Annotated in this window: 25 protein-coding genes; 15 read left to right on the top strand and 10 right to left on the bottom strand. The window is 74.6% G+C overall.

Features of this window, described 5'->3' with window-relative positions:
• Positions 1–57 precede the first annotated feature (57 nt).
• Positions 58–576, top strand: a complete 519-nt coding sequence (locus tag AB0F71_RS10665; RefSeq protein ID WP_360230758.1) for a gamma carbonic anhydrase family protein — start codon at positions 58–60, stop codon at positions 574–576.
• Between the two features lie 44 nt (positions 577–620).
• Here AB0F71_RS10665 and AB0F71_RS10670 read toward each other — a convergent pair whose 3' ends face one another.
• Positions 621–1,082, bottom strand: a complete 462-nt coding sequence (locus AB0F71_RS10670) for a MarR family transcriptional regulator (protein WP_360230760.1) — start codon at positions 1,080–1,082, stop codon at positions 621–623.
• 112 nt (positions 1,083–1,194) lie between these two features.
• Here AB0F71_RS10670 and AB0F71_RS10675 point away from each other — a divergent pair, with 112 nt between their 5' ends.
• The gene (locus AB0F71_RS10675; protein WP_360230762.1) at positions 1,195–2,451 is read left to right on the top strand and encodes an alpha/beta hydrolase; all 1,257 of its coding nucleotides are present in this window, start codon (positions 1,195–1,197) and stop codon (positions 2,449–2,451) included.
• Positions 2,452–2,454: 3 nt separating this feature from the next.
• Here AB0F71_RS10675 and AB0F71_RS10680 read toward each other — a convergent pair whose 3' ends face one another.
• Complete coding sequence (locus AB0F71_RS10680) at positions 2,455–3,723, bottom strand: MFS transporter (RefSeq protein ID WP_360230764.1); 1,269 nt, start codon at positions 3,721–3,723, stop codon at positions 2,455–2,457.
• A gap of 208 nt (positions 3,724–3,931) precedes the next feature.
• Between AB0F71_RS10680 and AB0F71_RS10685 the strand changes: the two genes are divergently transcribed.
• From AB0F71_RS10685 to AB0F71_RS10695, 3 genes are all read left to right on the top strand, one after another.
• Positions 3,932–4,168: a DUF2277 domain-containing protein gene (locus AB0F71_RS10685; RefSeq protein ID WP_360230766.1), complete on the top strand. Its 237-nt coding sequence runs from the start codon at positions 3,932–3,934 to the stop codon at positions 4,166–4,168.
• 23 nt (positions 4,169–4,191) lie between these two features.
• Positions 4,192–4,428, top strand: coding sequence for a DUF6296 family protein (locus AB0F71_RS10690; protein ID WP_360230768.1), 237 nt, complete (start codon positions 4,192–4,194; stop codon positions 4,426–4,428).
• A gap of 78 nt (positions 4,429–4,506) precedes the next feature.
• The gene (locus AB0F71_RS10695) at positions 4,507–4,791 is read left to right on the top strand and encodes a DUF427 domain-containing protein (protein WP_360230769.1); all 285 of its coding nucleotides are present in this window, start codon (positions 4,507–4,509) and stop codon (positions 4,789–4,791) included.
• A 128-nt stretch (positions 4,792–4,919) separates the two neighbouring features.
• Here AB0F71_RS10695 and AB0F71_RS10700 read toward each other — a convergent pair whose 3' ends face one another.
• The 5 genes from AB0F71_RS10700 to AB0F71_RS10720 all read right to left on the bottom strand — a co-directional run bounded on the left by AB0F71_RS10700 (position 4,920) and on the right by AB0F71_RS10720 (position 9,076).
• Positions 4,920–5,261, bottom strand: a complete 342-nt coding sequence (locus AB0F71_RS10700) for a hypothetical protein (RefSeq protein ID WP_360230771.1) — start codon at positions 5,259–5,261, stop codon at positions 4,920–4,922.
• Between the two features lie 103 nt (positions 5,262–5,364).
• Complete coding sequence (locus tag AB0F71_RS10705) at positions 5,365–5,541, bottom strand: hypothetical protein (RefSeq protein WP_360230773.1); 177 nt, start codon at positions 5,539–5,541, stop codon at positions 5,365–5,367.
• Between the two features lie 222 nt (positions 5,542–5,763).
• On the bottom strand, positions 5,764–6,975 hold the full coding sequence (locus AB0F71_RS10710; RefSeq protein WP_360230775.1) for a cytochrome P450: 1,212 nt from the start codon (positions 6,973–6,975) through the stop codon (positions 5,764–5,766).
• Positions 6,976–7,068: 93 nt separating this feature from the next.
• Positions 7,069–7,287 (bottom strand): ferredoxin, encoded by a 219-nt coding sequence (locus AB0F71_RS10715; RefSeq protein WP_360230777.1) that lies wholly within the window; start codon positions 7,285–7,287, stop codon positions 7,069–7,071.
• A gap of 247 nt (positions 7,288–7,534) precedes the next feature.
• Positions 7,535–9,076 carry an ATP-dependent DNA ligase gene (locus AB0F71_RS10720; protein WP_360230779.1) on the bottom strand — a complete coding sequence of 514 codons (1,542 nt, stop codon included), beginning with the start codon at positions 9,074–9,076 and terminating at the stop codon, positions 7,535–7,537.
• 110 nt (positions 9,077–9,186) lie between these two features.
• Here AB0F71_RS10720 and AB0F71_RS10725 point away from each other — a divergent pair, with 110 nt between their 5' ends.
• From AB0F71_RS10725 to AB0F71_RS10760, 8 genes are all read left to right on the top strand, one after another.
• The gene (locus tag AB0F71_RS10725; RefSeq protein ID WP_360230781.1) at positions 9,187–9,537 is read left to right on the top strand and encodes a hypothetical protein; all 351 of its coding nucleotides are present in this window, start codon (positions 9,187–9,189) and stop codon (positions 9,535–9,537) included.
• A 98-nt stretch (positions 9,538–9,635) separates the two neighbouring features.
• Entirely contained in the window at positions 9,636–10,394 is a 759-nt protein-coding gene (locus tag AB0F71_RS10730; RefSeq protein WP_360230783.1) for a hypothetical protein, read from the top strand.
• An 88-nt stretch (positions 10,395–10,482) separates the two neighbouring features.
• Positions 10,483–11,274: a glycerophosphodiester phosphodiesterase gene (locus AB0F71_RS10735; RefSeq protein WP_360230785.1), complete on the top strand. Its 792-nt coding sequence runs from the start codon at positions 10,483–10,485 to the stop codon at positions 11,272–11,274.
• Positions 11,275–11,358: 84 nt separating this feature from the next.
• Positions 11,359–12,672: an MFS transporter gene (locus tag AB0F71_RS10740; RefSeq protein ID WP_360230835.1), complete on the top strand. Its 1,314-nt coding sequence runs from the start codon at positions 11,359–11,361 to the stop codon at positions 12,670–12,672.
• 240 nt (positions 12,673–12,912) lie between these two features.
• A complete protein-coding gene (locus tag AB0F71_RS10745; protein ID WP_360230786.1) occupies positions 12,913–13,392 on the top strand; it encodes a GNAT family N-acetyltransferase in 480 nt (159 codons plus the stop codon).
• Positions 13,393–13,557: 165 nt separating this feature from the next.
• Positions 13,558–14,544, top strand: a complete 987-nt coding sequence (locus tag AB0F71_RS10750; RefSeq protein WP_360230788.1) for a CAP domain-containing protein — start codon at positions 13,558–13,560, stop codon at positions 14,542–14,544.
• A 201-nt stretch (positions 14,545–14,745) separates the two neighbouring features.
• Positions 14,746–16,323 (top strand): sigma-70 family RNA polymerase sigma factor, encoded by a 1,578-nt coding sequence (locus AB0F71_RS10755; RefSeq protein ID WP_360230790.1) that lies wholly within the window; start codon positions 14,746–14,748, stop codon positions 16,321–16,323.
• A gap of 206 nt (positions 16,324–16,529) precedes the next feature.
• Positions 16,530–17,282 carry a hypothetical protein gene (locus AB0F71_RS10760; protein ID WP_360230792.1) on the top strand — a complete coding sequence of 251 codons (753 nt, stop codon included), beginning with the start codon at positions 16,530–16,532 and terminating at the stop codon, positions 17,280–17,282.
• 101 nt (positions 17,283–17,383) lie between these two features.
• Here AB0F71_RS10760 and AB0F71_RS10765 read toward each other — a convergent pair whose 3' ends face one another.
• Entirely contained in the window at positions 17,384–17,620 is a 237-nt protein-coding gene (locus tag AB0F71_RS10765) for a hypothetical protein (RefSeq protein ID WP_360230794.1), read from the bottom strand.
• A gap of 188 nt (positions 17,621–17,808) precedes the next feature.
• On the opposite strand from AB0F71_RS10765, the gene AB0F71_RS10770 reads away from it, so the two are divergent.
• Entirely contained in the window at positions 17,809–18,495 is a 687-nt protein-coding gene (locus AB0F71_RS10770) for an alpha/beta hydrolase (RefSeq protein ID WP_360230796.1), read from the top strand.
• A gap of 37 nt (positions 18,496–18,532) precedes the next feature.
• Here the strand turns inward: AB0F71_RS10770 and AB0F71_RS10775 are convergent, their stop codons facing one another.
• Positions 18,533–19,237 carry a terpene synthase family protein gene (locus AB0F71_RS10775; protein WP_360230798.1) on the bottom strand — a complete coding sequence of 235 codons (705 nt, stop codon included), beginning with the start codon at positions 19,235–19,237 and terminating at the stop codon, positions 18,533–18,535.
• Between the two features lie 192 nt (positions 19,238–19,429).
• Between AB0F71_RS10775 and AB0F71_RS10780 the strand changes: the two genes are divergently transcribed.
• A complete protein-coding gene (locus AB0F71_RS10780) occupies positions 19,430–19,969 on the top strand; it encodes a pyridoxamine 5'-phosphate oxidase family protein (protein WP_360230800.1) in 540 nt (179 codons plus the stop codon).
• A 208-nt stretch (positions 19,970–20,177) separates the two neighbouring features.
• Here the strand turns inward: AB0F71_RS10780 and AB0F71_RS10785 are convergent, their stop codons facing one another.
• Entirely contained in the window at positions 20,178–21,701 is a 1,524-nt protein-coding gene (locus tag AB0F71_RS10785; RefSeq protein WP_360230802.1) for a M1 family metallopeptidase, read from the bottom strand.
• Between the last annotated feature and the right edge of the window lie 107 nt (positions 21,702–21,808).

Genomic DNA, 21,808 nt, shown 5'->3' on the forward strand with positions numbered 1-21,808 from the left:
CGGCCCCCTACGCTGACCGGCGACAGTGCAGCCGATCACCACCAGGAGGATCCAGCCATGGCAGAGCCGCTGATCGCCACCGTCGGGGGCAAGGTGCCCGCCGTCGACCCGGGCGCCTTCCTCGCGCCGAACGCTGTCGTGGTCGGGGACGTCACCGTCGCCGCCGGGGCGAGCGTCTGGTACGGGGCGGTGCTGCGCGGCGACGCCGAGTCGATCGCCGTCGGCGCGGGCAGCAACATCCAGGACAACTGCACCCTGCACGCCGACCCCGGCTTCCCGCTGGTGGTCGGCGAGCGGGTCTCGGTCGGCCACAACGCGGTGCTGCACGGCTGCACCGTCGAGGACGACGTCCTGGTCGGGATGAACGCCACCGTCCTCAACGGCGCCCGGATCGGCGCCGGTTCGCTGGTCGCGGCGGGTGCGGTGGTGACCCAGGGGACGGACGTCCCGCCCGGTTCGCTGGTCGCGGGCGTCCCGGCCAAGGTCCGCCGGGAGCTGACCGAGGAGGAGCGGGCCGGGATCAAGGCCAACGGCGAGGGCTACCTGCTCCTCGCCGAGGCGCACCGGGAGGTCTGAGACCTGGTCCCGGGGCCGCGCCGGCCCGTCCGCCGCTACAGCCGCTACAGCCGGTCGTAGACGGCGGACAGCCGGCGCAGCACCTCGGCGGCCCGGTCCAGGGCCTCCTCGTCGTAGTCGTCGAGGTCGGCGTGCAGGGCCTCGGCCAGGGCGGCCTGCCGCTGCTCGTGCCGGGCCCGGCCCTCCTCGGTGAGGGCGACCAGGACGGACCGCTTGTCCTCGGGCGGGCGGGTGCGGGTGACGTAGCCGGCGTTGACCAGGCCGTTCACCAGCTGGGTGGTGGCCGGGCCGGTGGTCTCGGTGCCGGCGGCGAGCTGGGTGATGCTGAGCGGCCCCTGCTCGGCCAGGGTGCGCAGGGCCCGGGCGTGGGTGAGGGACAGGGCGCCCGGGGTGCGGGTGGCGCGCCCGCGCAGCCTGGAGTCCGCGGCGCTGAGGCGGTAGGCGGCGCGGGCCAGGCGGTCGAGTGCCTGGGCGCGTTCGGGGGCGGGCGGCGGTGCGGTCGTCATGGTGGGGGTTCCTCCTCGGCCTCGGCGGGTTGACAGCAGCCTAGCCTCAGTACTTAATGAATAAGTACTTAGCCAGTAAGTACTTAGCTATCCCGCTCCAGAAGGAGACCCCATGACCATCCGTTCGACCGGCCAGAACTGGGCCCTGGACATCGCCCTCGCCCAGGGCGGCTTCGACGCGCTGCACCCCGAGGCCGTCGGGACGATGGAGCAGCTCGGCCACGACCACACCGACTTCGCCAAGGTCTTCGCCCTGGTCAGGAGCGGTGCCATGCTGCCCAAGGCGTGGGCGACGGTGGCCGGCCAGGCCGAGGAGCGCGCCGCCCACCACGAGCGCGCGGGCTTCGCGCAGACCGCCGCCGACCTCTACCTGCGGGCCGCCGTCATGTGGGGCCGGGCCCAGTACTCGATCTTCGACGCCGCCGACCCGCGCAAGGCGGTGCTGCGCGCCCACACCGACCACTGCGTGGACCGCCTGGGCGCCCTGCGCGACGGCCGGGTCCGGCGGGTGGTGCTGGACTTCGAGGGCTCGACGATCCACGCGCTGCTGCACCTGCCCGCCGGGCGGGTCGAGAACGCGCCCGCCGTCATCCTCGGCCCCGGGATGGACATGATCAAGGAGGACTACATCTGGGCGGCCGAGCGCTACTACACCTCCCGCGGCATCGTCGCGCTCTCCATCGAGGGCCCGGGGCAGGGCCGGACCCGGGCCGGCGGGCTGACCGTCGACCTCGGCAACTACGAGCGGGCGATCGGCCGCTACCTCGACCACCTGGCCGGGCTCCCGGAGGTCGACGCCGACCGGATCGGCATGTTCGGCATCTCGATGAGCGGCTACTGGGGCTCCCGGGCCGCCGCCACCGACCGCCGGATCGCCGCGCTCGCCGCTTTCGAGGCCGTCACCGGGGACTTCGCCACGATCTTCGAGCGGGCCCAGCCGACCTTCAAGAACAACTACATGTACATGGCCGGGTACACCGACGAGGAGGCCTTCGACCGCGACCTCGCCCACCGCATGCCGCTCGGTGACCTGGTGGCCGAGATCACCTGCCCGGTGCTCTACGGGATCGGCGAGTTCGACGAGCTCACCGACCTCGGCCAGGCCCTGGCGAGCTTCGAGCGGGTCCGGGCCCCGAAGGAGCTGCGGGTCTACGAGGACGAGTTCCACCCGCTCGGCGGGGTGGCCGCCGAGGCCTTCCGCTTCGGCGCGGAGTGGCTGGAGCGCGCCCTGGCCGGCGAGTTCGCCGAGCCGGGCCGCGACGTCCGGCACTACGTCCACCGCGACGGGCGCACCACCGACGGCTCGGCCGACCCCACCTGGTGGCGCGGCGCGGCCCCGACGGAGCTCACCGCGCTGCGCCGCGGCTGACTGCTACGGGGCCGGTGCCAGCGGCACGCCCGTCGGCTCCGCCGCTGGCAGGCCGGTGCCCGCCCGCTCTGCGGCCGACAGGCCAGCGCCCGTCCGCTCCGCGGCCGGTTCCAACGGCACCGGGGCGGGCGGGCGCCGGTCGGCCGCCCAGGCCAGCACCGCGACCACGGCGCCGGCCGCGGCCAGGCCGGCGCCCACCAGGGGCGGCGAGGTCCAGCCGAGCCCGGCGGCCAGGGCCAGCCCGCCGAAGTAGGCCCCCTGGGCGTTGGCCAGGTTGAACGCGCCCTGCACCGTCGCCGAGGCCAGGGTGGGCGCGCTGCGCGCCTTCTGCAGCACCAGGGTCTGCACCGCCGGGACGATCGCGAAGCCGAACAGCCCGATCAGCACCACCGTGACGGCCGCCGACCAGCGTGCGTGCGCGGTCACCGCGAACAGCGCGAGCGTGGCCGAGAGCAGCAGGAAGGAGACGCAGACGGTCGGCCGCAGCGCCCGGTCGGCGGCGAACCCGCCGATCACGTTGCCGAGCGTCATCCCCACCCCGAACAGTGCCAGCACCCCGGTCACCGAGCCGGTCGCGTACCCGGAGACCTCGGTGAGCAGCGGCGCGATGTAGCTGTAGCAGGCGAACATCCCGCCGCAGCCGACCATCACGGTGGCCAGCGCCAGCCACAGCTGCCCGCTGCGGAAGGCCCGCAGCTCGTGCCGGAGCCCGGACTGGCCGGGGGAGGGGAGGGCGGGCACCAGCCGGGCGATGGCGAGCGTCCCGGCGGCGGCGATCAGCACCACTACCAGCATGGTCGCCCGCCAGCCCAGCTGCTGGCCGAGCAGGGTCGCGGCCGGGACGCCGACGATGTTGGCGACGGTCAGCCCGGAGAACATCACCGCGACCGCCCGGGCCCGCCGGTCCGGCGCCACCAGCTCGGCGGCGGCCACCGCCCCGGCGCCGAAGAAGGCGCCGTGCGGCAGCCCGGTGATCAGCCGCGCGGCGGCCAGCGTCCAGAAGTCGGGGGCCAGCGCGCACAGCAGGTTGCCGGTCGCGAACAGCCCGGCCAGCGCCACCAGCACCGCCTTGCGGGGCTTCCCGGCGGCCAGGGCGGTGAGCAGCGGCGCGCCGACCACCACCCCCAGCGCGTACGCGGAGATCAGCCAGCCCGCCTGCGGGATGGAGACGTGCAGACTGTCGGCGACCTGGGGGAGCAGCCCCATGGCGGCGAATTCGGTGGTCCCGATGGCGAAAGCGGTGACGGCCAGCGCGAACAGCGCGAGAGGCAAGGGGTGACTCCGGGGTGATGCCCGCGCCCGGCCAGGTGCGTGGCGAGGTGCGTGGGCGAGGTGCATGGCGGGGTGCGTGGGCGAGGGAATTCGTTCGTCGGAAATCCTAATCCGCCCGGATGACGTCCCCGTGAGGCCCGTGTGACGAATCGGGGGCGTGCGGCGCAGGCCGCTCGCCTCGGCGGCCCCCGCGCGCAAGACTGGGTTCATGTGCCGCAACATCAAGACGCTGCGTCCACCCGTCACGCCCGACGCCGACGAGGAGGACTTCCACGCCGCCGCGCTGCAGTACGTCCGCAAGGTGTCCGGTTTCCGTGCACCGGCGGCCCACAACCGGGAGGCCTTCGACCGGGCCGTGGACGCGGTCGCCGAGGCCACCGCGCGGCTGCTCGACGAGCTGGAGGTGCGGGGCTCGCACGCCCGGGCCGCCGGGGCGAGCGTCTGAGACGTGAGGAGCAGGATCCGCTGATGAAACCCGTCGACCGTTACGCCCTCACCTTCCCCGGCACGCCCGGCACCCAGGCCCCGCAGGACGTGGTCGTGGTCGTCCGGACCAGCGCCAAGGGCCCGGGCGGGCACCCCGTCTACGAGGACGCCAGCGGGATCGTCCGGGCCGAGATCAGCGAGGCCGGGGAGGTCCGGATGCTCGCCAGCGGCGGCCACCAGACCCCGCACCTGCCGGTGCACGCCCACCCGCTGCCCTGAGCTGCCCTGAGCTGCCCCGAGCCGCGCAATCCTCCCGAAGCCCGGGTCACGGGCGTGTCCGTGCGGCAGAATCGGTCCATGACCACAGCGAGTTGGCAGGGCACCGTCGTCGCCGAGAGCGAGGACACCGTCCTCGTCGAGGGCAACCACTACTTCCCGTTGGAGGCGGTCCGGGCCGAGTTCCTGCGGCCCTCCGACACCACCACGGTGTGCAGCTGGAAGGGTACGGCCAACTACTACACGGTGGAGGTGGCCGGGCAGGCCAACCCGGACGCCGCCTGGTACTACGCCGACCCGAAGCCGGAGGCGGAGCACGTCCGGGGCCGGGTGGCCTTCTGGCGCGGGGTGGAGATCACCGAGTAGCGGCCGCCGCGCGGCCCCCGCGCCCGGTCCGCCGGACACGAGGGCCGCGCCGTTCCGCGCCGAGGGCCGCGCGGCTGCCGCACAGAGGGCCGCGCCGGGGGCCGTCCCGTTCCGTACATAGGGTGCGGTCAGCCGCCGAGGGCCGGGGGCGGGGCGACCGCTCCGTGCCCCGCCTTGACGCCGTTCACCATCGCCTGGTGGATGGCCCGCGCGGTGCTCTCGTCCGCCGCGGCGACCGGGCTGCCGGACACCGTGTACCAGTCCAGCGCGCCGGTGTACTGGACGGTCAGCCGCGCCTCGCCGTCCACCCACGTGGTGTGCACGGTGAGGTCGCCGGAGATGGGGCCGACCTCGGTGGTGACGACCCCGCCGGGGCCGCTGATGATCGACTGGGTGGTCCAGGTCGCCCACGAGGTGCGCGGGTCCGTGGGCGGCCGGGTCTGCCGGTCGGTTTGATCGTGTTCGGTCATGCGCCTATCCTCCCCCGCCGGTGCGCCGCCGCCCGGGCAACGACACCTGCGGTCACAAGGACCGCCCGGTCCCGCCGGGCGGTCGGATCGGTGTGGCGGACGGTCAGGCCCGCTCCGGGCCCCTCGCGCCGGGTTCGTCCAGGATGGGGTCGCCCTCCGCCTGGGAGGTGTCCTGCGCGTGCAGGTTCTGCATCGAGGTGACACCCTCCTCCGGATCGGCGGCGCGGACGTCCTCCTCGCGGTCGGTGCTCACTCCGGAGCGTTCGCTCATGTCGGTCATCGCGGGCTCCGTCTCCTCGGCCGGCTCCGGCACGCCCGGACGCAGGCGCGGCTGGGCCGGGTCTGTCCCTCGCCCCTCCAGCCTGCCTCCGCCCCGGCGCCGGGGCCAGCCGGGTGACCCGCGCACCCGGCACCCGGCGCCCGGTCTGCGGCGGGACCTCAGGGCCAACGGACCGCCGGGCCGCCGGACCACCAGGTCAGTCGGACCACCAGGTCGGTCGGCTCACCAGGTCACGGGCAGTGACCGCATCCCGTAGATGAACGACTCGGTGCGGAACCGGCGCTCACCGGTCGGCCGCAGCCCCGGCAGCCGCCGGAACAGCGTCTCCAGGGCGATCTGCAGCTCGGCGCGGGCCAGCGGCTGCCCGAGGCACTGGTGCACGCCGAAGCCGAACGCCAGATGCCGCCGGGCGTCCCGGTCCAGGTCCAGCTCGTCCGGCGAGCGGTGGTCGCCGCCGCCGAACACCGCCTCGTCCCGGTTGGCCGTGGAGAGCATCGCGATCACGCCCTCCCCGGCCCGGACGGTGACCCCGCCCAGCTCCACGTCCTCCAACGCGACCCGGGGCAGCCCGGTGTGCACGATGGTGAGCAGCCGCAACAGCTCCTCCACCGCGCCGGGCAGCGCGGCCGGGTCGGCGAGCCTGGCGATCTGCTCCGGCTGCTCCAGCAGCAGCGCGGTGGACAGCGAGATCATGTTCGCGGTCGTCTCGTGCCCGGCGATCAGCAGCAGCACGCCCGTGCCGGCCACGTCGTCCGGGCTCAGGTCGTCCCGCGCCGCGAGCCGGCTCAGGACGTCGTCCTCCGGCTGGGCGCGCTTGCGGGCCGTGAGGTCGCGCAGGTAGTCCAGGACCTCGTCCTGGGCCGCCCGGAGCTCCTCCACGGTGCTGTCCCGGCTGAGCAGCGTGCGGCTCAGGCCCTGGAAGCGGTCGCGGTCCTCGTACGGCACGCCGAGCAGCGAGCAGATCACCAGCGAGGGCACCGGCAGCGCGAACTCGGTGACCAGGTCGGCCGTGGTCCGGCCCGCGGTCATCCGGTCCAGTGCCTCGTCCACGATCCGCTGGATCTCCGGGCGTAGCGCCTCGACCCGCTTGACCAGGAAGTCCCCGGTGACCATGCGGCGCTGGCGGGCGTGCTCGGGGTCGTCGAGCCGCAGGAAGGACGGGTTGTCGGTGACCAGCTCCTCGCGGGCGCCGGCGACCAGCAGCGGGAAGGCCGGGTGGCGCACGTCGGCGCTGAACCGGCGGTCGGACAGCACGGCGCGGACCTCGGCGTAGCCGGTGGCCAGCCAGCAGGAGTCGCCGTCGGGCAGCTCGGCCCTGGTCATCGGCGCGGTGGCGGCGGCCTCGGTGTACGCGGGCGGCGGGCCGAACGGGCAGCCGCTGGAGTGCGGGGCGGGCAGCAGCGGGACGGCGGGGGCGGTGGGTACGGAGGTCAAGGCGGGGGTCTCCTCAGGGCGGGGGTGTCCTCGTGGGGTGTCGGGAGTCCGGGGCGGGTCCGGGGCGGCGTGCGGGGCCGGCGGCGGGGGCCGTCAGGCCTCGGTCCGGGCGGGCTCGCCCTCGGTGACGGTGATCGCCCGGCCCGGGCAGAGATCGGCGGCGAGTCTGACGTCGTCGAACTGCTCGGGCAGCACGACGGTCTGACGGAGCCTCACCAGACTGTCACGCTCGTCCTGGTCGAAGACCGCGGGGGCGTTCATCACGCACATCCCGGAGCTGCAGCAACGGTCCCGGTCGACGCTCACCTGCATGTCGGGCACCTCTCGCCAGGGCGCCGCCGGCTGCCCGGCGGCCGCCTCTCGTTGTCACGGTCAACCTAGCCGCCGCTGGTCCGTCCACGGAGGGGTGCGGCGGGCGGATCGTCAAGAATGGCCGATTCGGCTCCTGTGTGAACGCCCTTGCCGCGCAATGCGTTTCAACCGTCGGAACGCCGTCGGACGGGTCGGCAGGCGGGTCGGCGGACGGGCGGCGCGGGCGGTCTCACAAGCGCGGGCGGCCTCACAGGCCTTCGGCGGCGGCCAACTCCCTTACGGAGGCCACGGTGTCGGCCTCGGCGGCACTCTTGTCCGGCCGGTACCGCACCACCCGGGCGAACCGCAGGGCCAGTCCGGCGGGGTAACGGGGGCTGCGCTGGAGGCCGTCGAAGGCGATCTCGACGACCAGTTCCGGCCGCACCCGCACCGTCCGGGCGTCCCGGTCGACCTCCCGGGCGAGCAGCTCGGCGGTCTGCCAGGCGAGCGTGGCGTCGGTCAGCCCCTTGAAGGTCTTCCCGAGCATCACCCACGGGCCGAGGCCCGGCTCGCCCGCCGCCCGCGCCCCCAGGTGCAGATTGCTCAGGAACCCCTGCCGCCGGCCGCTGCCCCACTCCGCCGCCAGCACCACCAGGTCCAGGGTGTGCCGGGGCTTCACCTTGATCCAGCCCGCCCCGCGCCGCCCGGCCGCGTACCCGGCCGCCGGGTCCTTCACCAGCACCCCCTCGTGGCCGAGCGCCAGCGCCCCGCGGAAGAACGCCAGCGCCTCCGCCCGGTCCCCGGTCTCGATCCTGGCCACCCGCAGACCCTCCGGCACGGCCCCGGCCAGTGCCGCCCAACGCTCCCGGCCCGGCCGGTCCACCAGGTCCTCGCCGTCCCGGTGCAGCAGGTCGAAGAACCGTACGCTGAGCGGGACTTCGGCCCGCAGCCGGTCCGGATCCCGCCGGGTGGCGGTGCGCGCCGCGGTCTCCTGGAACGGACGCGGCCGCCCGTCCGCACCCAGCGCGATCGCCTCGCCGTCCAGCACCGCCGAGCGCAACGGCAAGGCCAGCGCCGCCTCCGCCACCTCGGGGACGCGCGCCGTGATGTCCTCCAGGCTGCGGGTGAACACCGCGACCTCCCCGCCGTCCCGGTGCACCTGCACGCGGATCCCGTCCAGCTTCCACTCCAGTGCCGCCGCACCCGTCCGCTCCAGCGCCGACGCCACGTCCGGTGCGGCCGCCGCCAGCATCGGCCGCACCGGCCGCCCCACCTCCAGGCGGAACTCCGCCAGGGCCTCCGCGCCACCGCCCAGCGCGGCCCGCGCCACCGCCCGCGCCGACCCCCGGAACATCAGCGCCCGCCGCACCGCCGCCACCGGCACCCCGGCCGCCTGTGCCACCGCGTCCCCGACCAGCGCGTCCAGGGCCCCCTGCCGCAGGTCCCCGACCAGCACCGCCCGCAGGAACCCCTGCTCCACCTCGGTCGCCCGCCCGAACAGACCCGCGAGCAGCCGCCGCCGCTCGGCCTGCGACCCCGCCCCGTGCACCCCGGCGATCCGCTCCAGCTCCCGTTCCACCTCCCGCACCCCCAGCGAGGCCGCCACCGCCGGCGCCGGCAACTCCCGCAGGGCCGCCCACCCCACCCCCGTCCGCAACCGTTGCGCCTCACCCGACAGCAGCACCACCGCCGCCGCCCCCTCCTCGGCCCCCAGCTCCCGCAGACACCCCGCCAACAGGCCCACCTTCGCCCGCCGCCCGGGCTCCGCCGCCACCTCCCGCGACACCTCCGCCAACCGCCGCAACCCCATCCGCCGCCACCTCCACCCCCAGCATCCGCGCGGCCCCCCGACCCCGCACCCCGGCAACCCGGGCGCGTAGCCTTTCCCGTCCAGCAGTTGACCGGTGAGGGGGAGCGGCCGTGTCGATCGAGTTCGTGCGCCGGGCGGACGGCCTGGTCTACCGCTACCGCAGGGACGGCGAGTTCAACGGCCGGCCGTCCTTCCGGCGCCTGGACCTCGACGTGTGGTGCCGGTGGCTGCCCGAGCGGGGCTGGTGCACCGTGGGCGCCGACGGCACCGCCAACGGCTGGCCGCTGTCCGGCCGTACCGGAGAAGGCCCGTTCCCGCCGCTCGGCCCCTGGCGCAGCTGGCAGGCCGGCAGGTCCTACCTCTACGACCTGCGCCGCACCGACGAGTTCGAGGAGCGCCTGACCACCGGACCGTTCGAGGACGGAAAACCCGAGGCGGGACACCGCGCCCCGCGACCATAATGGCCGCGCCCGCCGCTGTCCCGTTCCGAGGGGCGGCCCGGAGGCCGGGCAGGGGACGGGAGACAACCTTGACATGGCGCGCCGCACGCACGGTACCGGTGGCTCTGGGGCTGCTCGCCCTCGTGGTGGGCTGCACGGCCGACCCGGGCGTACGGCCCACCGAGTCCGCCTCCGCGGCCCGGGCGCCGCATTCCGTACCGCCGGAGGCCGCGACCGCCTGGCGCCCGCTCGCGCCGCTGTCCCGTGAGCAGCTGAGGGCGACGCTGGTGCCCGTCTCCGAGTTGCCGGCGGGCACCACCACCGAGGAGGAGGCGCCGGTGTCCGACACCACGGCGGAGACGATCGCCAGGGCGGCCAAGCGGAGTCCGGGCTGTGCACCGGTCCTCGACGCCATGATCGAGCAGTCGGCCGACGCCGCCCGGCTCACGTACGTCACCGGCGACAACACCCGCAGCAACCGGACGCTGGTCGAGGTGGCCGCCGTCCCCGGCGGTCGGGCCCGGGAACGCTTCGAGGCGCTGCGGGACGCCGTCCACGGGGGCAGCTGCACGAGCCTCCGGCTGAGCGACCGGTTCGGCGCCGAGCCGCTGGAGGTCGAGCCGGTGGCCTCGCAGGCCTCGGAGGTGCCGGTCGTCGGCTTCCGGCTCCTGTCGTCCACCGGGGCGGCGACCAGCCGGGGCGGATCCACCTGGCTCTACCTGTACGCGGCGGTCGGTGACAACCGCGCGGTGTTCTGCAAGATCGACGACACCGCACTCGCCCCCAGCCTGCCCACCGACCTGGTGACCGCACAGATCCATCGGCTGGTCACTGCCGGGGCGTCGCCGGAGCCGACGCCCACCGCCGTTACTCCTTGACAGGGTGCGTAATACTGTAACGCGCGCGGTCCGAGGCGCCGTCGGAGCGGGCCGCGCGGCGTCCCTTCCCCGCAGCTCGGAGCACCGCATGCACCCCTTCCTCGACCACCCGGGGCCGCTGGCCTTCGCGCACCGGGGCGGTGAGCTCGGGCACCCGGAGAACTCGCTCGCCGCGTTCGAGGCCGCCGTGGCGCTGGGCTACCGCTACCTGGAGACGGACGTGCACGCCACCGCGGACGGCGTGCTGGTGGCCTTCCACGACTCCCGGCTCGACCGGGTGACCGACCGCGCCGGGGCGGTCGCCGAGCTGCTCTGGGAGACCGTCCGGCGGGCCCGGATCGGGGGCACCGAGCCGGTACCGCTGCTGGAGGACCTGCTCGGGGCGTTCCCCGGCGCCCGGTTCAACGTGGACGTGAAGGCGGCGCCCGCCGTGCGGCCGCTGGTCGAGGCGGTCCGCCGGACGAACGCCTGGGACCGGGTCTGCGTCGGCGGCTTCTCCGACCGCCGGATCGCCGCCGTGCGCGCCGCCGCCGGCCCCCGGCTGGCGACCTCGCTCGGCCCGCGCGAGGTGGCCCGGCTGCGGCTGCGCTCGCTGGCGGGCCCGCTGGCGCGGGGCGGGGCGCCGTTCGCCGGGGTGTGCGCCCAGGTGCCGGAGCGGCACCGGGGGATCAGGGTGGTCGACCGGGCCTTCGTCCGGGCCGCCCACCGCCTCGGCCTGCAGGTCCACGTGTGGACTGTGGACGATGCCACACGGATCCGGTCTCTCCTCGACCTGGGTGTGGATGGCATCATGGCGGATCGCATCGACGTCCTGAAGGGCGTCCTCGGCGAGCGCGGCTGCTGGACGGACGGCAGCACCGGCTCCAGCACAGTGAAATAGGAGCCCATGAGCACCACGGACCACCTGCCGGACGACGTCTCGTCGCCTCCGGCGGCCGCCGACGACGGCCGCGCCCTGCGCCGGATGCAGTTCGGCTGGTACATCAACGACTGGGCCAACGCCGCCTTCTCGGCCACCGTCCTGACGGTCTTCCTGGGGCCGTACCTGACCGAGGTGGCGAAGAACGCCGCCGACGCGTCCGGCGACGTGCACCCGCTCGGCCTGGCGATCCGTGCAGGATCGTTCTTCCCGTACACGGTCTCCTTCTCCGTGCTGATCTCGGTCGCGGCGATGCTGCTGACCGGCACGGTCGCCGACCGCACCGGGCGGCACAAGGAGCTGATGTGCGGCTTCGCCTACGTGGGCGCGCTGGCCACCATGGGGATGTTCTTCCTCGGCGGCGACCGCTACCTGCTGGGCGGCGCGCTGCTGGTGGTCGCCAACATCTCGTACGCGGTGTCCGTGGCGCTCTCCTACGCCTACCTCCCGGGCCTGGCTACCCCCGACGAGCGCGACGCCGTCTCCTCCAAGGGCTGGGCGTACGGCTACGCGGGCGGCGGACTGCTACTGATCGCCAACCTCGCGCTGTTCCAGGGCCACGACGTGCTCGGCCTCTCCTCCGGCACCGCCGTGCGGATCTGCCTGGCCTCGGCCGGCCTGTGGTGGGCGCTGTTCACCCTCGTCCCGATGCTGCGGCTGCCCTCCCGGGCCGGCGTCGTCCGGGCGCGCGCCGAGGCCGCGCCGGACCAGCCGGCCGCCGGCAGCCTGCGCGAACTCGGCCGCACCCTCAAGAGCATGCGCAAGCACCCGCTGACGCTGCTCTACCTGGCGGCCTTCCTCTGCTACAACGACGGCATCCAGACCGTCGTCTCGCAGGCCTCGCTGTACGGCAGCGAGGAACTCGGCATGGAGCAGGGCACCCTGGTCATCGCGGTGCTGATCGTGCAGATCGTGGCGATCGGCGGGGCCCTGCTGCTCGGCCGGATCGCCCAGCGCCACGGCGCCAAGAAGACCATCCTGGGCTCGCTGGTCGGCTGGGTGGTCACGCTGGCCCTCGGCTACTTCATGCCGGCCCATCAGCCGGCCTGGTTCTACGTCCTGGCCTGCATGATCGGCCTGGTGCTCGGCGGCAGCCAGGCGCTCTCCCGCTCGCTGTTCTCGCACCTGATCCCGGCGGGCCGGGAGGCCGAGTACTTCAGCCTCTACAAGGTCAGCGACCGTGGCACCAGCTGGATGGGCCCGCTGGTCTTCGGCCTCGCCTACCAGGTCACCGGCAGCTACCGCTCGGCGATCATCTCGCTGCTGATCTTCTTCGTGATCGGGTTCGCCGTCCTGGTGAAGGTCCCGGTCCGCCGCGCCATCGAAGCGGTCGGCAACCCCGTCCCCGAGCGTCTCTGACCCTCACTCCGACGGCTCACCCCGACGGCTCACCCCGACGGCTCACCCCGAACGGCTCGCTCCCGGCGGCCGGGCTCCGGCCCGGCCGCCGTCGCGTTCCCCGGTGGAGCCGGAGAACGGCCGGCTGGGAAGCGCCGGAGTGGAGTGCGGGAGAGGGTGGTGTTGGCCGGGGTGGAGATCGGCGGGCGGGTCGCGAAGCGGCATGCTGGTCCGAGCCGTTCGACCAGCGAGGAGACCGAGTTGAGCACCGCCGCCGCGAACCGTTGGAGCATCAGTGCACCGGAGCAGGGGGACTACCCGCGCTGGCGCGAACTCTTCCGCGGGTACTGCGAGTTCTACCGGGTGCCGATGCCGGAGGAGAAGGCCGAGCTGGTGTGGTCCTGGCTCAACGACCCGGAGCACGAGGTGGAGGGGCTGCTGGTCCGGGACGGCGCGGGGACGCCCGTCGGCTTCGCGCACTTCCGGCCGTTCGCCCGGCCGCTGCACGGCACGGTGGCCGGGTTCCTGGACGACCTGTTCGTCGCTCCCGAGGTGCGCGGCGGCGGGGCGGTGGACGAACTGCTGGCCCGGCTGCGGGAGATCGCCGCCGAGCGCGGCTGGAGCACCGTGCGCTGGATCACCGCGGACGACAACCACCGGGCGCGCAGCAAGTACGACCAGGTCGCCACCCGGACGATGTTCGTCACCTACGACATGGCCCCGGAGGCCCCGGCCGGCTGAGCCCGCAGGTGGGGCCGACCGGTGGGGCCGACCGGAGCGGTCGACCGGATCACCTGACCAAGTCGCCGGAACATTCGTACGGAGTTTCTGTTATCGGCGTTCCGCCGGGGGGTCTCCCAGGTGTCGGTATCCGACCAGCCGACCTGGACAGAAAGCAGTGGCCACGTGAACAGCGACGACAGGACGACCATCATCCCGGCGAGCGGCGGCGGCAACGACGGCGCCGGCGGGAGCGGCGGCCACGGCCGCCCGGGTGGCCGGGCCGCGCGGCGGGCCGCCCAGCGGCACACCGGGCACGGGCGCCGGGGGCGCCGGCGTGGCGGGTTCGCGCCGGTGAGCGCGGTCGTCGCCGCCGTGGCCGGGACCGGACTGATAGCCGCGCTGGCCGGGGCGGGCTATGCGGCGTACGGCGGCAAGCAGAGCGACCGGGACCTCGCCGGGCAGGCCGCCGCGGCGGACTCGCTGGTCGCCGCCGAGCTGGGGACGCACGAGGGCATCCAGGTGCCGGGCGCCGGGGGAGCGGGCCTCGCGGGCGCGGTGCCGCCGTCGGGCAGTCCGACGGCGACGGGCCCGTCGGCCACCCCGAGCCCGACGGCCACCGCGACGGGCTCCGCCTCCCCGACGGGCCGGCCCACCGCGACGCCGAGCCCGACGGCCACCGCCACCACCACCGCCAAGCCGAGCCCGGCGCCCACCCGCCCGAGCGCCAACCCCGCCGCGGGCACCGCCCAGCGGGCCGCCGCGGCTCCGGCAGGCGGTGGATCGTCCCCCGCGTTCGCCCAGCAGGTCGTCGACCTGGTCAACACCGAGCGGGCCAAGGCCGGGTGCGGCCCGGTCACCGCCGAGCCCCGGCTGGCCAGCGCGGCCCAGTCGCACAGCGACGACATGGCCAACCGCAACTACTTCGACCACGCCAGCCCGGAGGGCTACCACGCCGACCACCGGATCGAGGCGGTCGGCTACCGCTGGAGCACCTGGGGCGAGAACATCGCCCGGGGGCAGAGCGACCCAGCGGCCGTGATGGAGTCCTGGATGAACAGCCCCGGCCACCGCGCCAACATCCTGAACTGCGACTTCAAGCAGCTCGGGGTCGGGGTGCGGACCGGCGCCAACGGCCCGTGGTGGACCCAGGTGTTCGCCGCTCCGGCCTGACCGGGCCCGCCCCGGCTCCGCCCCCCCCGCCATCGCCGTCCGCCCCTGACCCCGCCTCCGCTCACTCCCGGTGGCCGGTACCGCCGGCCACCGGGCAGTCCGATTTTCCGATTCCGTGCACATTGTTGTTATCTGATCACTCCCCACAGGTCTCCGAGGAGGCAGCGGCGGACGGAAACACGGCAAGACGGAGTGCGGACCATGAACGCTGATGTGCAGAACAGGACCGGGACGACCCTGGTACGCGCGGCGCAGGCGGGTGACCGGCAGGCCCAGGAGGCCCTGGTCGCCACCTGGCTGCCGCTCGTCTACAACGTGGCCGGCCGCGCCCTGCGCGGCCACGCCGACGTGGACGACGTGGCCCAGGAGACCATGATCCGGGCCCTGGACGGCCTGGACGGGCTCCGCGACCCGGAGTCCTTCCGCTCCTGGCTGGTCGCCATCACCATGAACCAGGTCCGCCGCCGCCACGCCGCCGGGCAGCAGCAGCCCACCGTCGGCGGCCTGGACGAGACCTGGGAAGTCCCGGACCCCCGGGCCGACTTCACCGACCTCACCATCCTGCGCCTGGGCCTGTCCGGCCAGCGCCGCGAGGTGGCGGAGGCCACCCGCTGGCTGGATCCGGACGACCGTGAACTGCTCGCCCTGTGGTGGCTGGAGGCCGCCGGCGACCTCACCCGCGCCGAACTCGCGGCGGCCCTCGACCTGACCGTGCCGCACGCCGCCGTGCGGGTCCAGCGGATGAAGAAGCAGCTGGAGGCGGGGCGGGTCGTGGTCCGCGCCCTCGGTGCCTACCCGCGCTGCCCCGAACTCGCCGAGGTCACCGCCGGGTTCGACGGCACCCCGAACTCGGTCTGGCGCAAGCGGATCGCCCGGCACATCCGCGGCTGCGCCGGCTGCGACGGCCTGGGCCGCGACCTCTTCCCTGCCGAGGGCCTGCTGGCCGGTCTCGCGCTGGTCCCGATCCCGTCCGCCTCGCCCACGCTGCTGCACTTCCAGCACACGGCCGCGACCGCCGCGGCGGGCGCCCACACGGCGGCGGCCGGTGCGGGATCGGGCGCGGGCGGTACGGCTGCCGGTGCGGCCACCGGCGGTGGCGCGCACGGCGGTTGGGCCGGCATCGCCGCCCGCAAGGCCGCGCTGGCGGGCGGTACGGCCGCGGCGGTGGCCGTCACCACCCTGGCCCTGGTCTGGTCGAACCCCACCGAGCCGCCGCGGGCGGCGGTGCCCGAACCCACCACCCCGGCCGCCGCGATGGACACCCCGGCGGCCCTGCCGGCGACCGTCCCGGACACCCCGACCGCCACCCCCACGCCGACACCGACCCCCACCGGGACCCCGGCCGCGACGCCCTCGCCGACCGCCACCCGGTCGACCCCGGCCGCGCCCCAGCCCAACCCGGAACGGCAGCTGGTGGACCTGGTCAACGCCGAACGCGCCAAGGCGGGTTGCGCCCCGCTGCGGATCGATCCCCGACTGCACGCCTCGGCCCAGAAACACTCCGACGACATGGCCGCCCGCGGCTTCTTCGACCACGTGAACCCGGACGGCGTCCGCGCGGACGCCCGGATCACCGCGGCCGGCTACCGCTGGTCCCAGTGGGGCGAGAACCTCGACCGGGGCCCGACCACGGCGGCGAGCGTCTTCGCCCGCTGGATGGACGGCGGGATCCACCAGTCCAACATGCTCGACTGCGGCTTCAAGGACATCGGCGTCGGCATCGCCACCAGCCCCGCCGGCACCCTGTGGACCCAGGACCTGGGCGCCCCGATGTCCTGACCGGCCCTCGCCTGGCCCGGCCCGGAGCGGCTCCGGGCCGGGCCAGGCGAGCGTTTCCGGCCATCCTTTGACGTGCGCATGCTGGCCGCCAGGAACCCCTCTTGGAGCGTTCCAATTCTTGCTACTGTCGCACCGTTCCGCCACCCCGGGCGCCCGCACATCCGCCGTGCGGGGCCCTACGGACCTGCCGACAGGACTGGTGTGAAGTGACAGAACCGCGTGACCGACAGCTGGACCGACCGTCGACCGCCGCCCTCCGGAGCCGACTGGCCGCGCTGGCCGGGGCGCTCGCGCTGCTGGTGGCCTTCCTGGTCGGAGCGGGTGCCGCACCCGCCTCCGCCGCACCCACCGGGGCCTCCGCCTCCGCCGCGCCCGCCGCCGCCAACGCCGCTGCGGCCGGGCCCGGTTGGATCTGCCGGGGCGCGCCCGTGACCCCTGGCTACGTCCTCACCATGCACTCCAACAACGGCTGCAACGGTGCCGGCATGTGGTACCAGCAGCCCGTCCGGGACGGCATCTGGACCTGTGCCACCTCGCCGATCCCGGCCGGCTACGTGCTCTCCGGGCACAACCCCACCGGCTGCGACGGCTACGACTCCTGGTACATGCGCCTGCCCGTGGACGGCCTGTGGACCTGCGGCACCTCGCCCGTCCCGCCCGGCTACGTACTGACCGCCCACGCCCCCAACGGCAACGGCTGCACCAACATCGACGCCTGGTTCATGCAGCTCGCCAGGGACGGCATCTGGACCTGCGCGGGCTCGCCGATCCCGCCCGGCTACGTCAACATCGGCCACCAGGTGCCCGGTTGCGGCGGCATCGGCTCCTGGCTGCAGGTGGTGGCCCGAGCCGGACAGGTGGTCTGCCCGTACCAGCCCGTTCCGGCCGGCTTCCGCCTCGGCGCCTACGTCAACACCGGCTGCAGCGGCATGGGCGGCTGGTACCTTCTCCGCGCCTGACCCGACCCGGGCCCGGGGAGGGGAGCCGCTGGACGGCCGCACCCACCCCTCCCCGGGTCCGCCCCGAGAGTCCCGAGAGGGCCCGGGAAGGAGGCGCGAGCCTAGGCGGGCGTGACCGGCACCAGGCCGTCCGCCGAGCCGGTCACGTAGCCGGTGGCCTGGCCGACCACGCCGCCCGCGTCCCCGACCTGCCCCGGCACCGCGCCCGGGGCACTGGTCAGCGGACCGGGCAGGCCCTCCTGGCCGCCGATCTCGCTGGCGTGCGCACTCGGAGCGGTCAGGGAGGCCACCACGCCGACGGCGAGCGAGGCGACGGCGAGCATGCTGCGCTTCTTCATGGCCGGTCCAACGAAACCGCGGCGCAAGGGTTACGGGCGGCCCCGGAGCATCGCGGCCCGGGACGGTGCGAGGGGGCGCGAGGGGTGCGAGGTCGGTGCGGCCGGGATGCCGCGCACGGTGACCGAACGGATACTGACCGCAGCGTTCCGTGTTCCGTCACGGCGCCGTATCGACGAAGGAGGACGTCATGGCCGGTAAGGCCAGCATCGTATTCGCCCACGGGCTCTGGGCCGACGGCTCGTGCTTCAACAAGCTGATCCCCACGCTCCAGGCCGAGGGCCACGAGGTCTACAGCTCGCAGCACGGGCTCGACTCGCTGGAGGGCGACGTCGCGTGCGTCACCCGGGCCATCGAGCACGTGCCGGGCCCGGTGGTGCTGGTCGGCCACTCCTACGGCGGGACGCTGATCACCAAGGCCGGTGTCCACGACCGGGTGGGCGCCCTGGTCTACATCGCCGCGCTCGCCCCGGACGAGGACGAGACCTCGGTGGGCCAGCAGGAGAAGTTCCCCCCGACACCGGTCTTCGAGCACGTCGGCGTCGTCGACGGCCGCCTCTGGCTGCAGGAGGCCGGTGTGGCCGACTTCTGCGGCGACCTGCCGGTCGCCGAGCAGAAGCTCGTCCTGGCGACGGGCGCCGTGCCGGTCGCCGACCTGTTCGCCCAGCAGGTCCCCGGCACCGCCTGGCGCACCAAGCCGAGCTGGTACATCGTCGCGAACAACGACCGCACCGTGAACCCGGACCTGCAACGGGCCGCCGCCGAGCGGATGGGCGCGAAGACCTTCGACATCGACAGCAGCCACGTCCCCATGCTGTCGCACCCCGACTTCGTCCTCGACGTCATCCGGGACGCCGCCAAGACCCTGGAGTCCTAAGGCCCGGGCCCACCGCCGAAAGTCCCTGCGGGAACGGTCAGTCCGCCCGCACGAGGTCCGCGGCGAGGTCCGCGGCGAGGGCGGCCTCGCCGGCGGGCACCAGGTGGGAGTAGCGGCGGGTGGTCCTGCTCCACTCCAGGTAGCCGCTCATGGCCGTGCGCATGCAGTCCGTGATCAGGGCGGCGGTTCCGGCGTCCCGCGCCCCGACGGCGTCCGTCAGCCGCTGCTCCAGGACGAGGAACTCCTCGCACCACGCGGTGACCATGCCCTGGATCTCCCGGACGGTGTCCGCGCGTTCCCGCGCCCGGCCCCGCTCCCCGGCGTGGGCGCGCGCCCGGTCCGGGGCGTTCTCGATGACGAGGACGAGGTTGCGGAGATCGCCGCGCGACTCCTCCTTCTCGACGGAGTGGACGTCGTTGAGCGTGTCGACGACGTCCGCGGTGATGTCGAGCATCCGGCGCACCACGGGCTGGCTGTACAGCCGGTCGGGGAGTTCGAAGCCGTAGGCCTTCTGGCTGAGGTCCAGCATGGCGTGAACGAAGCCGGAGCGGCGGCGCAGTTCGGCGTACTCGGCGAGGGTCGGGACGTGTCGGTGGGCGCGGTTCCGGGTCTCCTGGGTGTACGCGCCGAGGAACCACTGCCAGTGCTGTCCGGTGCGCTCCAGCCAGGCGGGGGAGGCGCCGTCGGCGTCCGGGCTGGTCGCGGCGTCGAAGGGGAGGGTGAACGCGGTGTCCTGAGGCATGGGACGCCCTTTCGAACGCGAGGGTGGGCCGGCCGCCGTTCGCCCCAAGGGTCCCCGCGACGGCCCTCCGGCCGCAAGGGCGCACGGTGGGGCGTGTCGCCGTCGACGGCCGGGGCCGGCGGTTACCTTGCCCCGTAGCCGCCGATCGTGGTCCGGTGGTGTCCGGCCACCTCCTCCTGACGGGAGCGACCAATGAGCGCGAACGAGCCCGAAGCCCGATTCGACGAACGGTTCAGCGACCCCGGAGCGGGCGCGACGCCGTGGGAGACCGTCCGTGAGGTGCTGGAGTCGGCACAGCTGTTCTGGATCACCACGGTGCGGTCCGACGGACGCCCCCACGTCACGCCCCTGGTGGCCGTGTGGCTCGACGGGCAACTGCACTTCACCACCGGCACCGAGGAGCAGAAGGCCGTGAACCTGGTCGGGAACCGGCAGGTGGCGTTGGCCACCGGCTGCAACCAATGGGACCGGGGGCTCGACGTGGTCGTGGAGGGCCTGGCCGAGCGGATCACCGCGCGCCCCGCGCTCGAACGCCTCGCCGCCGCCTGGACGACCAAGTGGAACGGCGAGTGGCGGTTCCGGGTGACGGCGGAGGGCTTCGCCCACCAGGACGGGGGCGAGGCCCTGGTCTTCGCGGTGCGGCCCGCCAAGGTCCTCGCCTTCGCCAAGGGCGGCTTCGGCCAGACCGCTTACCGCTTCGACGGTGACCGGACCGCCGAGCCGCGGACCTGACCGGAGGAGGAAGGGTTTGGACGGCCCGCGTGCCGGCCGGGGCTAGGCCGGGCGGCAGGCGGGCCGTGGGGACCACCATGGCCCGTCCGCCCCCGGACGGCCAGGGGCGCACGGGGGCGCCCGGGCGTGCACGGTGGCGCGCCCGGGCGGGCGAACGGCGACGGAGCGTCCGAAAGCTCCGCAAGCCGGTCGGACCCCGCGAAGCGGGTCAGACCGTTCCCGAGTGCTCCGGCGTCCGGGGGCCGGCGGGGCGTGCGCCGGCGGCGTCCGGAGTGGTGGACACGGGCGCCACCGTCCAGTCCGGGTGGCCGGGCACCGGCGGGGTGCGCCGCCCGTACAGCCAGTCGTCCAGGAAGCCGCTGAGGTCCTGCCCGGAGACCTCGGAGGCGGTGCGGACGTAGTCCCGGGTGGTGGCGGTGCCGTGGCGGTGCTCGCGCAGGAAGGTCCGCTCGATCCGGTCGAAGGTGGCCGCCCCGACCTTCTCCCGGAGGGCGAACAGCACCAGGGCGCCGCCGGTGTAGCGCTGGTCGTCGAAGAGCGTGTCGGCGGTGGGCGAGGCGACCGGGCCGGAGTCGTGCCGCCACTGGTCGCCGAGGCGGTGGACCCGGCGCATCCGCGCGGTCAGGGTGGTGTCGCCCCAGGCGTCGGGCCAGCCGCGTTCGTAGCGGTAGGCGAGGCCGTAGTAGTCGGCATGGCCCTCGTTGAGCCACAGGTCGGCCCAGGTGGCGGGGGTGACGCTGTCGCCGAACCAGGAGTGCACCAGCTCGTGCATCATGTGCGAGCCGATCGCCGGTTCGGCCTGGCGCAGGAAGCCCGGCTTGTAGAGGGTGAGGGTCTGGGTCTCCAGCCCGGTGAAGCGGAAGGCCGCCGGGTCGTCGGTGTCGACCGGCAGGATGCCGTAGGACTCGAACGGGAACGGCCCCAAGTGCTGTTCGGCCCAGCGGAGTTGGTCGGCGGTGAGGTCCAGGGCCGGGGCCAGCTCGGCGACCCGGGCGGTCGGTACGACATCGCGCAGCGGCAGCCCGTGCGGGCCGGTGCGCCGGCGGACGGTGTAGTCGCCGACGGACACCTGGACGAGTTCGGTGGCCATCGGCTCGCGGGAGACGTACCGCCGGGTGGTGCGGCCGTCGCCGAGCGGCACGGTCCGGGTCAGCTCCCCGTTGGCGACGCCCAGCAGTGGATCCGGCGCGGTCACCGTGATGGTGAAGCGGGCCTTCTCGCTCGGGTGGTCGTTGCACGGGAAGACGGTGTGGGCGCTGGCGGGCTGCCCGGCCACCGCGAAGCCGTTCGCGGTCGGCACCCAGCCGGTGTGCGGCAGGGCGGCGCGCGGGTCGGCGGTGTACTCGACGGTCAGCCGCGCGGTGCTGCCGCGGCGCAGCGGTTTCCCGGGGGTGACGGTCAGTTTCTCGTCGTGGACGGCGAACCGGGCCGCCCGCCCGTCGACCCGGACGGCGTGCACGTCGAGCCCGAGCGCGTCCAGTGACAGGGCGGCCGTGGTCCGGGTGGTCCGGGTGGTGATCACCGCGGTGGCGTCCACGGTCCGGGTGTCGGCCCGGTACTCGAAGGACAGGTCGTAGGCGAGCGCCCGGTACCCGGGGTTGCCGAGCGAGGGGAAGACCCGATCGCCGAGCCCGTCCGCGGCGGTGGCCGGCGGGGCGCTCGCGGCCAGCAGCACCGCACCGAGGGCGAGCGCCGGAGCGAGCCCGGCACGGAGCCTGCGCAGCGGGACCAAGGGGGATCACCACACTTCGGAGGGTCGGGGCCGGAGGGTCGTGGCCGGTGCGTCCGCGACGCACCGGCCACGGATGACGGATGCTAGTGGACCGTCAGCTCCGCCCG

Origin of the sequence: Kitasatospora sp. NPDC028055 (assembly GCF_040637885.1) — a bacterium.
In the GTDB taxonomy this organism is placed as follows: domain Bacteria; phylum Actinomycetota; class Actinomycetes; order Streptomycetales; family Streptomycetaceae; genus Kitasatospora.